We start from the raw sequence: 13,005 nt of genomic DNA on the forward strand, positions 1-13,005 counted from the left end.
ACAGGGCTTGGACCGACCAGTCCTCCACACCGCTGTCGGCGCTGCTTTATGCACATACGGATGATGGGCCCTTCAAGCTGGCGTCTCCTGCAGCCATGGTGGGGTTCATGAGCAAGCACGATCGAAGGCAAAAACGAACCGGGAGCCAGGATGTCGAGGTAGGTGCCAACTGGCTGCCGCAGGATTCCGTCGAAGTCCTCCTCGTATCCAGTGATAACTACCTTCAAGAGGAGGCCAAACGAATCGTTGCGGCCGCAGGGGGAAGCCTGCGGACCGCGGCGGATGTCGGGGAAGCCCTCCACGGGTGGGACAGCGCCGCCGTCGTCCTGGTGGGCAGTGACGTGCGGGAGTTACCACCGCGGCGAAGAGCGCCGACGGTGCTGCTGGGCAGGGCCTCGGACGGGGACGGGCTGTGGAGGTTGGCAGCTGCCCTGGGAGCGGAACGGGTGGCGGTACTGCCTGAAGCAGCTGGCTGGTTGGCCGAACACCTCAGCCTCTCCGGGTCTCCTGACCCGGGCGGGAACGTGGTGGGTGTCATCGGCGGCAGCGGCGGGGCAGGTGCCACTACCACCGCGATCTGGCTTGCCCAGGCAGCCGCCAGCCACGGCATCAGCACCATGCTCATCGACGGAGATCCTTGGGGCGGTGGGCTGGAACTGGCGGTGACGGCAGATGACATTCCCGGCCTTCGATGGCCGGACTTCGCAGAAACCAGGGGAAGCATCGACCCCACCCAGTTCCGGGAGTCCCTGCCGATCGCGGGAGGGTTCGCCTATTTGTCGTGGCCAGGAACACGGGACGCAGTCCCGACTCCCGACGCCGGTGCGGTGGCTGCCGTCATGGATGCCGCGCGCCGGAGTTTCGAGCTCATCGTGGTGGACATTGGGCGAAACGGTGACGGAATGTCGACGCTCGCCTGGGACTGCGACAGGTTGCTGCTCCAAGCCCTGTCCCACCTGAAGTCCGCGGTCGCTGCTGCACGGATCCTGCAAGAACTACCGCCAGTGGATTCGGGCCTGCTCATCCGCGGAAACAGTTCCACATCCGTCGACGCCTCGCTGATTGCGGATTCTTTGGGTTTGCCGCTGGTGGGCCGTGTTCCGGAGCTTCGGGGAGTAGCGTCAGGGACCGAGCTGGGGCGCCTGCTGGAACTGGGCCGTCGTAAACCTGTGAATCGTTTTGCCGCGGATGTCCTTGAACTGGATGGAAAAGGCCAATGAATCGCGTACCCGATTCCGCACGCAGGAGGCATGGCCGGAGGCTGGACTCGGTTCTTCTCGAAACCGTTCGGGAATCAGTGCTCGCGGGTAGTGGGCCCGTGACTCCGTCCACCGTTGCGGCAGCAGTCCAGGCAAGCGGCAGGCTGCTGGGGGCGGCTGGTGCGTTGGAAGCGGCCGAGTCGATCAATGCGGAGCTGAACGGACTTGGCCCCCTCCAGCAACTGGTCCGGGACCCCGCCGTCACGGATATCTTCGTCAACGGCCCGGAGTCAGTATGGGTGGACCGCGGCCAAGGCCTTGAACGTTCAGCCATTCGCTTCGACGACGAGCAACAGGTCCGGTCGCTCGCCTCCCGGTTGATCTCGGCCGGCGGACGCAGGCTGGACGACGGTTCCCCGTGCGTGGACGTCAGGCTGAACGGCGGCTACCGGATTCACGCCGTGCTCCCGCCCATATCGACAGCCGGCACCCTACTGTCCGTTCGCATCCGACGCGAGGAAGTCTTCGCGCTGGAGGAACTGCAGGAGCGGGACATGTTTCCCGAGCACGTGGAGGTAGTCCTTCGCGCCATCATGGCCCGCAAGCTGAGCTTCCTGGTCAGTGGTGCCACAGGCTCGGGAAAGACAACGTTGCTCTCTACTTTGCTCGGGCTCAGCAGTCCGACGGAGCGCCTGGTGTTGATAGAAGACGCGGCGGAGCTCAACCCCGTGCACCCTCACGTGGTGACGCTGGAGTCGCGGCACGGGAACCTGGAGGGTGGAGGCGCGTTGGACCTCGGAGAGCTGGTCCGGCAGGCCCTGCGCATGCGTCCTGACCGGTTGATTGTTGGAGAGTGCCGTGGAGCTGAGGTCCGTGAACTACTGACTGCGCTCAACACCGGGCACACAGGCGGTGGGGGAACCATCCACGCCAACACCGCAGAGGCCGTTCCGGCACGTCTGGTCGCCTTGGGCGCGCTCGCTGGGCTGAACGCGGAGGCCGTCCGGTTGCAGGTTTCGAGCGCCTTGGATGTGGTGATCCACGTGGAGCGGACGCAGTGGGGACGCAAGGTGGCATCCATTGGTGTCCTGGCTGACACCCCTGAGGGCCAAAAGGTAGTGGCTGCGCTCCGACGTAGTCCGTCCGGAATGGAACCTGGGCCAGCGTGGCCGGGACTCGCCGTCCGACTCGGGCTGGACCCTGCCGACCCGAAGAGGGCGGCAACGCATCACGCCCTCCAGGTTCCGGCCCCTTCGACGGTGATGGGCCGGAACGGATGATCGCCGTATTCGTCATCGTCACGGGCTTAGCGGCGTGGGTGAATCTCCGAGGCAGCCGTGCTGACAGCCGGCGGGTCAGGCGCAGCTTGGGAAAGCCGGCCGTGCTGGGTGGGGATTTCCAAGGCTTCACAGTGGGTTTGCTACGCAGGAAGAAGCGCCCGACGCCCCTGTCCCTGGTGGTTTTGGTCCAGCAACTTGCCGCCTTGCTGCGTGGTGGCCGGGGGCCTTCCCGGTTGTGGGAAGAACTCTGGCTGGTCCACGCAGCGCAGCAGGACGAAAACCGCGTCGCACCAACCGAAACGGCGTTGCTTTCTGACAGTTCACAAAGGGTGCTGGCCGCCGCACGTGCAGCGGCCGCCGTCGGAAATTCACCGGCCCACGCCATCCGCAGCTCAGCAGCCAAGTCATACACGGCCCGGGGAAGCAACGAGCGGCGCGTGTGGATGGAGCTCGCCGCGTGCCTGGAAGTAGCAGAAACCAGCGGCTGCCCGCTGGCGGACCTCCTCTCCCGCTTCGCAGCCCAACTCATCGCCGAAGAGGATGCGGAGGCCGCCCGGCAAACTGCGCTCGCAGGTCCCAAAGCGACAGTGAAGCTGTTGTCATGGCTCCCGGTTTTCGGACTGCTCCTCGGGATGGCCCTGGGGGTGGACCCGTTGGGAATCCTGCTGGACAACATCCTTGGTGTTGCAACCTTCGGAGCGGGGCTACTGCTGACCGTTGCGGGCCGCGTCTGGTCGTCACGGCTGGTTGCCTCAGCTGCAGGGGGATACTGATGTCCGGAGTCATGCTGATGGTTGCCGTTCTGGCTTTGGCCTCATTCATCTGTTGGGCCAGACCCGGGCATCATAAGGGCCCGTTGGGAACACCGCATGGAATTCCCTGGGCTTTGGCGGGCACGCCCGGCCCGGAGGCCTCCGATGGGCCGGAGCATCCTCGCTCGCCAACCGACGGTCTCCGCGACACAGCGATGATGCTGGAGCTGGTGGCTTCCATGCTCGACGCTGGTGCGGGCATCGGGCGTGCGTTGGAGCTCATCTCTCGCGCGGCTTCCCCGTCGATCCAGCAGTCGCTGAGACCAGTCGTTGCGGCACTGGCAATTGGAGCCGACTGGGAGACCGCCTGGCGGACTCCCACGCAACCCGCACCCGAAGTGGTGCGGTTGAAAAATGCGCTGGCTTTCGCAGCCATCACGGGTGCTCCGTCGGCATCGATCCTTTATGCCCAAGCGGCCCGGGAACGGCGCGAAGCCTTCCGTGCCGCAGAGAAGCGGGCGGCAGCGTTGGGCGTGAAACTAGTCATTCCATTGGGCCTTTGTTCGTTGCCCGCCTTCATCTGCCTTGGCATCGTGCCCGTGCTGATCGCCATGGTGCCCTCTGGCTGAGCGGGTCAGCCCCTACAGCTACAGCTCCTTGCGGGCCCGTTGTGCCATCGTGACGGCGCTCAGTCGTGCCACCGTCCGCCGTGCCACTGTCCCTCCACAATCCGTGCGAAGCCGGGGTTATCCACTTGCGGGAATCGTTCCCTACCAGCTTCGATCCAGCCACGGAAGAGTCAGGTTTGTCGGCAGAACCGCCGGCATTTTTGAAAGGAAGCAACCATGAAAACACTTCTTCGTGCTCCGTCCGGACGCCGCTCCCAACTTCGCCGAGCAAGTCAGGCATTCGGTACTGCAGAGGAGGGCCATGCAATGGAACCCTTCGGAATCGAGCAGTTCGAACTGGAGCCGTTTATGGATTCCGGATTCGGCGATGTTCCGGCTCCGACCCCTGCAACTGACCTTCACCTCACTGTGCCCTACGGAGTCGGGACACTCAAACGCCGGAGAGGGCGGAACAGGCGTCTCGGGGCTGATGCCCGGGTTTTGGGTTCGGAAGCGGGAATGGCAACTGCCGAGTATGCCATTGCTACGTTGGCTGCCGTGGGCTTGGCCGGGCTGCTGGTGGTCATTCTTCGCAGCGAAGAGGTACGCGGCTTCCTGCTCAATCTGATCCGCACGGCACTGTCCCTGCCATGACGCCAGGGCTGCCTGCCTGCAGGAGTGAGCTCCGCTGGGGCAAACAACAAGGCGCTGTCACTGCCGAGTTTGCCGTCGCTTTGCCGGCGGTGGTGTTACTCCTTGCCCTCCTGTTGGCAGGTGGCGCTGCGGGCGTCACCCAAGTCCGGCTGGAGGAGGCAGTCCGGGCGGGGGCGCGTGCATCAGCAAGGGGTGAGTCCTCCGGGTCGGTGGAAACCATCGTCAAGCGTTTGGCTGGGGAAGCTGCGGTTCCCGGCTTGTCTGAGGAGGGCGGCTGGCGCACGGTCACGGCCTCCTCTCCGGTTGGCGGGGCCTTGGGATACCTGATCCCGTGGAACCTGACGGCCTCTGCGTCGGCCCGGACCGAGTCGGCTTCCCCGTGAAAGCGCCAGTGACGGCTCGCCATCCTGAACCAGGCCAAGTCCAATCCGACCGCGGGGCCGGGACGGTCCTTGCTTTGGCTCTGGGAGCGGTGGTGATGGCCTTGCTGGCAGGGCTGTTGCTTTTGGTCCAGGCTAGCGTCACGGCATCGCGGGCAGCCACTGCGGCTGACCTCGCGGCGCTGGCAGCTGCTGATGCTGAACGGGGTCTTGCTTCGGGAGAACCCTGCGCAGTGGCCGGCGATGTTGCTGGGCGTCACGAAGCCCGGCTCACCTCCTGCAAGGTTCTTGGCGGCGACGAGATAGAGGTCACCACCGAGCTGGCGTATCCCTTCGCTTGGGGTGCTGCCACCGGACGTGCTCGTGCCGGGCCGCCGCCTCAGGCCGGGCCGCCGCCCTAGGGCGGAGCTTAGACGGCGTCCTTCAACAAGACGTCCAGAAGTGTGACGGCGGCTGCCTTGTCCAAGGGGTTGTTCTTGTTGCCGCATTTAGGTGACTGAACACAGGACGGGCAGCCAGCCTCACACTCGCACGCTTTGATGGCGTCCCGGGTGGCCGACAACCATATTTTGGCTTTCTCGTAACCGCGTTCCGCGAAACCGGCACCGCCGGGGTGTCCGTCATAGACGAAGATCGTGGGCACTCCGGTGTCGGCATGCAAGGCGGTGGACACGCCGCCGATGTCCCATCGGTCGCTGGACGCCACCAAGGGGAGGAGCCCGATGGCTGCATGTTCGGCAGCATGCAAGGCGCCAGGGAACTGGGCTTCCACCAGCCCTGCGCCATGAAGCGAACGGTTGTCCACCACGAACCAGACGGCCTTCGTGAACAGGTCCCGGGCCCCGAGCTCAAGGGGTTCCTCTCCGAGGATCTCGTTCGAAATTAATGCCTTGCGCTGGAAGGAAACCACTTGCGTCGTCACTTTGACATCGCCGAAGTGCACAGTGATGTCACCCCATTGGACTGTGCGGGATGTTTCGAGCACTTCGATCTGGGTGACGTCACGGGCCGTGGTGTAGAAGTCGGGATTCACCCGACGCACCATCACGCAATGATCTGCCTCGTTGAGGTCTTCCACCAAGTAGCTTTCTCCTTGGTGCACATAGATGGCGCCGGTGTGGGCCTGGTAGTGGGTCTGCGGCGAATCCATTGTTCCCAGCAGGGATCCGGTTCCGGCGTCGACAATGCTCACAGGTCCGCCGCCGTCGGCCCGGAGGTTGACCATTCCGGCCGCACTCTCGGGGTGGGTCCAGAACCATCCGGCTGGACGTTTGCGAAGGTACCCCTGGGCCACCAAACGATCCAGGAGACCTTCGGCCGTGGCACCAAAGAGCTCCAACTCAGCAGGTCCGATCGGCAACTCGGCCGCGGCCGCACACAGATGCGGACCCAGGACGTACGGGTTTCCCGGATCAAAGACCGTGGCCTCAACGGATACGTCAAAAATGGCTTCCGGGTGGTTGACCAAATACGTATCCAGGGGATCGTCGCTTGCTACGAAAGCCGCGATGGCGTCTTGTCCAGCACGCCCCGCGCGTCCAATCTGCTGGAAAAGGGACGCCCGTGTTCCCGGCCAGCCGGCCACCAGCACGGCGTCCAGACCCGATATGTCGATGCCGAGTTCCAACGCGGATGTGCTGGAGACCCCCAGAAGCTGCCCGGACCTCAATGCTTGTTCCAGGGCCCGCCGTTCTTCTGGCAGGTAGCCGGACCGGTACGCGGCCACCCTTCCCGGGAGGCTGGGGTCGACCTCGTCCAAAAGCCTTTTGGTGATGGAGGAAATGGACTCGGCCCCGCGCCTGGACTTGATGAAGGCAATGGTTCGGACACGGGAGGAGACCAGGTTGGCCAGGATATCCGCGGTTTCGGCCACAGCGGTCCTTCGCTGCTTGGCTCCGTTCTCACCCCTGACGTCGGTCAGTGCGGGTTCCCAGAAAGCCACCGTGGTGGAACCGTGCGGAGAGCAATCTTCAGATACTTCCCTGACGGGGGCGCCGATCAGCCGGCCGAACGAAACTCCGGGGTCCGACGCGGTGGCAGAAGCCGCGATGAATACGGGCTCCGGAAAAGCGGTGCCAGCCCCGTAGTAAGCGCAGATCCGCCGGAGACGTCGCATGAGGTTGGCTACGTGAGAGCCAAAGACGCCCCTGTAGCTGTGCGCTTCGTCCACAATGACGTACCGGAGCCTCCGGAAGAACCGGGCCCACCAGGTGTGGTTGGGAAGAATTCCGAAATGCAGCATGTCCGGGTTGGCCAGGATGAAGTTGGCGTGGTCCCGGATCCATCGGCGGGCGGACACGTCTGTATCGCCGTCATACGTTTCTGCCCTGACTGTGGGCAGCTTCAGCCCGCGTATGGCCGCGAGTTGGTCTGCCGCCAAGGCTTTGGTGGGGGACAGGTACAAGGTGACGGCGCCGTCATCGTGGATCTTTCCCGGATCGGAGAGGACCCGCAGTTCCGATCGGTGGATGGCGTCCAGGGCGGGCAGCTGATATGCGAGAGACTTGCCGGAGGCTGTACCGGTGGCGATGACTACGTGTTGGCCGGAGTGGGCAATGTCGGCAGCCTGGACCTGGTGACGGTACGGCTCCTGGATGCCGAGTGTCCCGTAGGCGTCGACGATGTCTGGATGCACCCACTGGGGCCAGGGCTCGTTGACCGCTTTTCGGGCAGGGATGGTGTGGACATGGCGCAGCTGCTCGGGGTCGGGAGTCCGGCCCAGCAAGGTGATCAGCGAATTTGGTAAAGCCACCGAATCATTCTGTCACTGTTCGTACCGTCGCCCGGCTGGGAGCCGCGAACGGCGGCACGCAGGGGTGCCGCCGTCGTCCATGGCTTCAGGGAGGAGGTGTCAGCTACCCGAAAGGTCCGATCCTTCGGTTCCGCTGGCCGACATCATCAGCACGTGGCCCACGACGTCCCATCCAAGGTGCGAATACAGTTTCTGTCCGTCCAGGGAAGCCAGGAGAAGCCCGTTCTCCACCTGGTGTGAATAGGCCTGGGCCGCGAGGGCTTTCATGATGAAGGTCCCAAGCCCCCTTCGCTGGAAATCCGGTTCGGTGACGATCTTGTCAAAGACAGCGGTTCCGTCCACCACGAAAACACGGCCACTGGCTGCGACTTTCTCGCCGCTGTGGACCACCGCGTGGTGGACGCCGTTCGACTCGGACACTGCAAGCTCCAGGTCGTCATCAGGAAGCCAGGGATCCTCGGCGTCCTGTGTTTCCATGTCCACGATCATCATGGTCTGGGAAGCGGACGTCACCGTGAGACCGTGCTGTTCCGCGAGGAATTTGTACCTTTGGACGTCATTGGTGAGGACCGTCAGGATGCGGGCCGGTGATTCCGCGGTCTTTGCCGCGAGGCCGGCGAACTCTTCATCGGAGGGATCGTGGGCGAAATACTCCCAGTCACCGGTTTTGTCGGCTCGCAGGGCTGCAGGGAAACGACCCTCCTTGCGTTTCTCATAGCCACGGCAGCCGGACCAGCCGGCTACCCAGACCTCCAAGAGGTGCGCAATGTCTTCAACCAAGGCGTCTGGACTCATGTAGAGAGAGTATGCCAGCACCCGGGGAAGCAACAGAGCGATACCAGCCGGAGGAACGTTGCTTATGCAATTGTGACTTCCCGCTGGTAGACGGGCAGCCGGGCGTCAGGAAGGGCCGATTTTACTGCACCAAGTACCCTTGAATAGTGGCTTTGAACCGAATCGTGCTCTTCTATGGATTTACCCCGATTGCCGACCCCGACGCCGTGCGTCTGTGGCAGCGTGCCCTGTGCGAAAAGCTCGGGCTGACCGGCCGGATCCTTATCTCCAAGGATGGCATCAATGCCACGGTCGGTGGCGAGCTCAACAACATGAAGCAGTACGTTAAGACGACCCGTGAGTACCAGGGCTTCCACGACATCGACTTCAAATGGTCGGAGGGCAGCGCCGCGGACTTCCCGCGCCTGAGCGTCAAAGTGCGCGACGAAATTGTGTCCTTCGGCGCACCCGGCGAACTCAAGGTGGACGCCGGCGGTGTGGTTGGCGGTGGCAAGCACCTCCAGCCTGAGGAGTTGCACGCTTTGGTCGACGCCAAGAAGGCCAGTGGCGAAGACGTGGTGTTCTTCGATGGGCGGAACGCCTTCGAAGCGCAGATCGGCAAGTTCAAGGATGCGATCGTTCCGGAAGTGGACACCACCCACGACTTCATCAAAGAACTCGATTCGGGTAAGTACGACCACCTCAAGGACAAGCCCGTAGTGACGTATTGCACCGGGGGCATCCGCTGCGAAGTTCTGTCCAGTTTGATGGTTAACCGCGGCTTCGAAGAGGTCTATCAGCTGGATGGCGGAATCGTCCGATACGGCGAGACGTTCAAGGACAAGGGGCTCTGGGAGGGTTCCCTGTATGTGTTCGACAAGCGCATGCACGTTGAGTTCAGCGACGAAGCCAAAACCCTTGGAGAATGCGTCCGATGCTCAGCACCGACGAACAAGTTCGAGAACTGCTCGAACCCCAGCTGCCGCACCCTGACCCTCTATTGCGCCGACTGTGCTTCCAGCCCCGAAACCCTGCGCTGCCCCGGGGGCTGCGACGCCGCATGACCGGCTGAGCTACAGTTTGCTCACCCGGTAGGCGAAGTTGGCTTCCGACCTGGATCCTACCGTGATGGACAGCACCGCGTCCGTTTCCAGCTGCACCACGTTGACCCGCGCATTTGCGCATCCCAGAGTCAGGTCCACGAGCTCCGCTTCACCCACTTTGACGGCAAACATCACCCGTCGGGTGCCGCGGCATGCCAGCGTCACTGCGTAGGTTCCGCCCGGCAACTGCATCGTCTGCTCCGATTTGGACTCCCCGGCGTTGAGGTAACCACTGCTGGAGAAGAACGACTTCCCTTGGGATTCGGGCAGCGCCGACTTCGCCCATTCTTGAAGCGCATCCCCGGTGACAGTTTCTTCCAGCTCGGGATCGGGCGGCAGAACCACGTTGCCTGCCGTAGCGCTGGGATCTGCCTGCGGGCCGCCGTCGCCGGTGTATTCGCAGCCCGCCAAGCTTCCGCCAAGCGCAATGAGAAGTACGACGGCGGCCCTCGCCGACCGCCGTGCCATCACCGAGCGAGCTGCCTTGCTCCCCATGCACTGACTTTACGCCCGCATGGCTTGCGGCTGAAGGCTTTAGTGCGCGAGGGGGCGGGGCTCGATTAACTGGTTGCGGGAGCCAGGTGATAGGCGAAGATCAGCGGGGCGTCGACACTGCTGGTGGAGATGCTGAGGGGGCCGGTAACGGGCACCTTGATCTTGACGATGTCACGGTTTCCGTTGCATGCGGCGGCCGCGTCGGTGATCTTGTTCCCGCCCGCGGAGACCGCGAAGTAGGCCTTGCCGCTCCCGTCGCACGCCATGGTCAGGGTGTAGGTTCCAGCGGGGACACTTGCCGCTTCCTTCAGCAGCGGGTCCCGGTTCAGTATCTTTCCCGAGTCCTCCAGCACCACACCATTGGCTTCCGGGAGAGCAGTCGCCTTCCACGCTGGGACGTCCGCGTCCGCGATGTTGGCCGGTGCCTGGCAAGCACAGGCTGCCATGAGGACTGCAGCAGTGATGGCAACAAGGCCCGCGTGGCGCCTTGTGGAGGAGAAGTTGAGCATAAACTCAACGCTACCGGCTTCGGACACCGATCTTTGTCCACATAGCGTGGGGCTGGCATCCGCAGCCACGGTTTACCGCACCTACACTTGCAAGGTGACTGAGACAGCTACCTTCTTTACAGCCGGCAACATTGACGACGCTCCGCGCAGCGACCGTCCGGAACTGCTCACGGCGCTCGCCGCTGACCTCCGCGCAATGTCCTACACCGTGGACGGGGTGGCTGAGCTGTTGGGTCAATCCGCGTCAGATGCCCTGGGAAGGGATCAGCTCATCCCCGCATTGTTGGCCAGCGACCGGCTCGCTGTCTCTGAAGATTCGGCGGTGCGGGCGCTGACCACCGTGGTCCGGCTGTGGCTGCTCGCCGTCCCTCAAACCACCGCCGCAATGGAAGACGCTGTCCCCGGGACCGGCGTGCAAGGACTGGTGGAACTGGGGCTGGTCACGGCAGAATCCGGGATGGTCCACGCCAAAGTCGACTTGCGGCCCTACGGCTGGGATGCCAACCCTGACGGCAGCGGGGGCGCTGACCTCTGGGTGGCAAGCGACCTCGCCGCCCACCAGCAGCCGGGCGTACTGAGGCACGACCATGTGCTGGGAATCGGTCGCGCATCGACGACACTTGTCCAAACCACGGTCAGGCACCACACGGAGCGGGCGCTCGACCTGGGTACCGGGTGCGGCATCCAAACCTTTCACTTGTTGCACCATTGCGACCATGTGACCGCCACGGACATCTCCGAGCGGGCCCTTGCCTTCACCCGGTTCAACCTCCTCCTCAATGCGCGGGAGTTGGACCTGGATCCCGACGATTTGGGGAGCCGGGTAAGCCTGCGGTTGGGATCGCTGCTTGACCCTGTGGAAGGGGAACAGTTCGGCTTGGTGGTGTCCAACCCACCGTTCGTGATCACGCCCCGGACTGGCGGCGAATCGCCGTCGGAGCAGTTCACTTACCGGGACGGTGGCCTGCCCGGCGACGAGATCGTAGCTTCCCTGGTCCAGTCCCTGGCGCGTGTCCTCCAACCGGGAGGGACCGCCCAAATGCTCGGTAACTGGGAAGTCACCTCAGGGTCTGACTGGAAGGACCGTCCCACAGCATGGCTGAATGACTCGGGTCTGGATGTCTGGTTCATTCAACGCGAGCAGGTTGGGCCGGAGCAGTACGCGGAAACGTGGCTTCAGGACGCTTCACAAAACCGTGAGGGCGGCCACTATAAGGAGGCCTACGCCGCATATCTGCAGGACTTCGCGTCGCGGAATGTCGAGGGCATCGGCTTTGGCATGATCTGGCTCCGCCGTCCGGTGTCCCCCGAGGGGGCCATCATCAACCGCTTTGAAGAGATCACCTACGCCATCGAGCAGCCGATTGGACCCCACCTCGGCGCCGCCGTGGAACGCGCAGACTGGGTGGCGGCCAATCCGCTGCTGGACGCTCATCTGGTGGTCGCGGAAGACGTCACGGAGGAACGCCACCAGCGTCCGGGAGCAGAGCACCCCGGGGTCATCCTCTTGCGCCAGGGCGCAGGCCTCCGCCGAACCAACTTGCTCAGTACCGAGCTCGCCGGCTTCGTTTCGGCATGCGATGGACAGTTGTCGGTCGGGCAGATCGCCTCGGCGCTGGTAGCCCTCCTGGGCGGCAGCGAAGACTTCGACGAGGGTTCTTTCCGGGAAGGCCTGCTCCGGGAGGTCACCAACCTCGTCCTGGACGGCTTCCTGGTCCCCGACTCGTTCCTTCTTCCCTCGGCCGGGCAGGCCACGGCATGAAAAAGGACGCCGTGCCGCCTGCCGGCCCGCAAGGAAGTGACGCTGACTACACTGATGAAGTGATTGCGAACAACCAGCCATCCCAAGCGTCAGGCGACGTTCCCCGGCGCAAGCGCGCCGAAAAGACGATTGAGATCACCGATCCCAAGGCCATTCGCGCACTTGCACACGCTGCCCGCATCGAGGTCATCTCCGAGCTCTACGCTACCCAGGTCAGCCACACTGCAACCGAACTCGCAGCAAGGACCGGCCTGACCCCCAGCGCAATGAGCTACCACCTCCGTGCGCTCCAAAAGTGGGGGATTGTGGCTCCGGCAGAGAATGCGGGCGACGCCCGTGAACGGCGTTGGAAGGCCGCAGGGACGGACTTCACCATCTCGGGAGGCAGCGTAGCCAGCCCGGAAATCGCAGTGGTTGACCTGGAGCTCGATGCGTTCCGCCGGAGGGCTTCGGCTTTTGCCAGGGCCCGTGGCGAACGCCGCCAGCGGGGTGGCTCCGGCGAAGAGCCTGCTGCCGTGGTTTTGGCGAGCAACCTGCTGTACCTCACCAACCCGCAACGCAAGGAGCTTTCGGACCGGATCCGTGAAATTCTGCGTGAGTACGAACTCGAGGACCCTACCCAAATACCCGAAGGTGCCGAACGTATGGCAACCTTGTGGTCAATGATCCCGGATGACCGCGTAGCACCCGGACAGTAGGAGCCCATCCGGGTCCGCGCACCACCGCCCTGGTTTCCC

General features: G+C 63.7%; 14 protein-coding genes. 10 read left to right on the forward strand and 4 right to left on the reverse strand.

Features of this window, described 5'->3' with window-relative positions; all coding sequences use genetic code 11:
- Positions 1-107: 107 nt before the first annotated feature.
- From ssd to ACNQOP_RS17295, 7 genes are all read left to right on the forward strand, one after another.
- Positions 108-1,220, forward strand: coding sequence for a septum site-determining protein Ssd (ssd, locus tag ACNQOP_RS17265; RefSeq protein WP_416405248.1), 1,113 nt, complete (start codon positions 108-110; stop codon positions 1,218-1,220).
- The gene (locus ACNQOP_RS17270; RefSeq protein WP_416405249.1) at positions 1,217-2,479 is read left to right on the forward strand and encodes a TadA family conjugal transfer-associated ATPase; all 1,263 of its coding nucleotides are present in this window, start codon (positions 1,217-1,219) and stop codon (positions 2,477-2,479) included. The genes ssd and ACNQOP_RS17270 overlap by 4 nt, the downstream gene beginning before the upstream one ends.
- Positions 2,476-3,252, forward strand: coding sequence for a type II secretion system F family protein (locus tag ACNQOP_RS17275; RefSeq protein ID WP_416405250.1), 777 nt, complete (start codon positions 2,476-2,478; stop codon positions 3,250-3,252). Before ACNQOP_RS17270 ends, ACNQOP_RS17275 begins: the two co-directional genes overlap by 4 nt.
- A 113-nt stretch (positions 3,253-3,365) precedes the next feature.
- On the forward strand, positions 3,366-3,860 hold the full coding sequence (locus ACNQOP_RS17280; RefSeq protein WP_416405251.1) for a type II secretion system F family protein: 495 nt from the start codon (positions 3,366-3,368) through the stop codon (positions 3,858-3,860).
- A 306-nt stretch (positions 3,861-4,166) separates the two neighbouring features.
- Positions 4,167-4,493, forward strand: coding sequence for a DUF4244 domain-containing protein (locus tag ACNQOP_RS17285; RefSeq protein WP_284986264.1), 327 nt, complete (start codon positions 4,167-4,169; stop codon positions 4,491-4,493).
- The gene (locus ACNQOP_RS17290; protein ID WP_416405252.1) at positions 4,490-4,876 is read left to right on the forward strand and encodes a TadE family type IV pilus minor pilin; all 387 of its coding nucleotides are present in this window, start codon (positions 4,490-4,492) and stop codon (positions 4,874-4,876) included. Before ACNQOP_RS17285 ends, ACNQOP_RS17290 begins: the two co-directional genes overlap by 4 nt.
- 8 nt (positions 4,877-4,884) lie before the next feature.
- Positions 4,885-5,274 (forward strand): Rv3654c family TadE-like protein, encoded by a 390-nt coding sequence (locus ACNQOP_RS17295; RefSeq protein ID WP_416405253.1) that lies wholly within the window; start codon positions 4,885-4,887, stop codon positions 5,272-5,274.
- 8 nt (positions 5,275-5,282) lie between these two features.
- Here the strand turns inward: ACNQOP_RS17295 and ACNQOP_RS17300 are convergent, their stop codons facing one another.
- A complete protein-coding gene (locus tag ACNQOP_RS17300) occupies positions 5,283-7,625 on the reverse strand; it encodes a DEAD/DEAH box helicase (protein ID WP_416405254.1) in 2,343 nt (780 codons plus the stop codon).
- A gap of 99 nt (positions 7,626-7,724) precedes the next feature.
- On the reverse strand, positions 7,725-8,420 hold the full coding sequence (locus tag ACNQOP_RS17305) for a GNAT family N-acetyltransferase (RefSeq protein ID WP_284986268.1): 696 nt from the start codon (positions 8,418-8,420) through the stop codon (positions 7,725-7,727).
- Between the two features lie 146 nt (positions 8,421-8,566).
- Here ACNQOP_RS17305 and ACNQOP_RS17310 point away from each other — a divergent pair, with 146 nt between their 5' ends.
- Entirely contained in the window at positions 8,567-9,463 is an 897-nt protein-coding gene (locus ACNQOP_RS17310) for a rhodanese-related sulfurtransferase (protein ID WP_416405255.1), read from the forward strand.
- Positions 9,464-9,472: 9 nt separating this feature from the next.
- Here the strand turns inward: ACNQOP_RS17310 and ACNQOP_RS17315 are convergent, their stop codons facing one another.
- Positions 9,473-9,997: a hypothetical protein gene (locus ACNQOP_RS17315; protein WP_284986269.1), complete on the reverse strand. Its 525-nt coding sequence runs from the start codon at positions 9,995-9,997 to the stop codon at positions 9,473-9,475.
- A gap of 65 nt (positions 9,998-10,062) precedes the next feature.
- On the reverse strand, positions 10,063-10,506 hold the full coding sequence (locus ACNQOP_RS17320) for a DUF6023 family protein (protein ID WP_284986270.1): 444 nt from the start codon (positions 10,504-10,506) through the stop codon (positions 10,063-10,065).
- Positions 10,507-10,600: 94 nt separating this feature from the next.
- Here ACNQOP_RS17320 and ACNQOP_RS17325 point away from each other — a divergent pair, with 94 nt between their 5' ends.
- Complete coding sequence (locus tag ACNQOP_RS17325) at positions 10,601-12,268, forward strand: DUF7059 domain-containing protein (RefSeq protein WP_284986271.1); 1,668 nt, start codon at positions 10,601-10,603, stop codon at positions 12,266-12,268.
- A complete protein-coding gene (locus ACNQOP_RS17330; protein WP_284986272.1) occupies positions 12,265-12,966 on the forward strand; it encodes an ArsR/SmtB family transcription factor in 702 nt (233 codons plus the stop codon). The genes ACNQOP_RS17325 and ACNQOP_RS17330 overlap by 4 nt, the downstream gene beginning before the upstream one ends.
- Positions 12,967-13,005 lie beyond the last annotated feature (39 nt).

The organism is Arthrobacter sp. LFS091, assembly GCF_047977885.1.
Classification (GTDB): Bacteria; Actinomycetota; Actinomycetes; order Actinomycetales; family Micrococcaceae; genus Arthrobacter.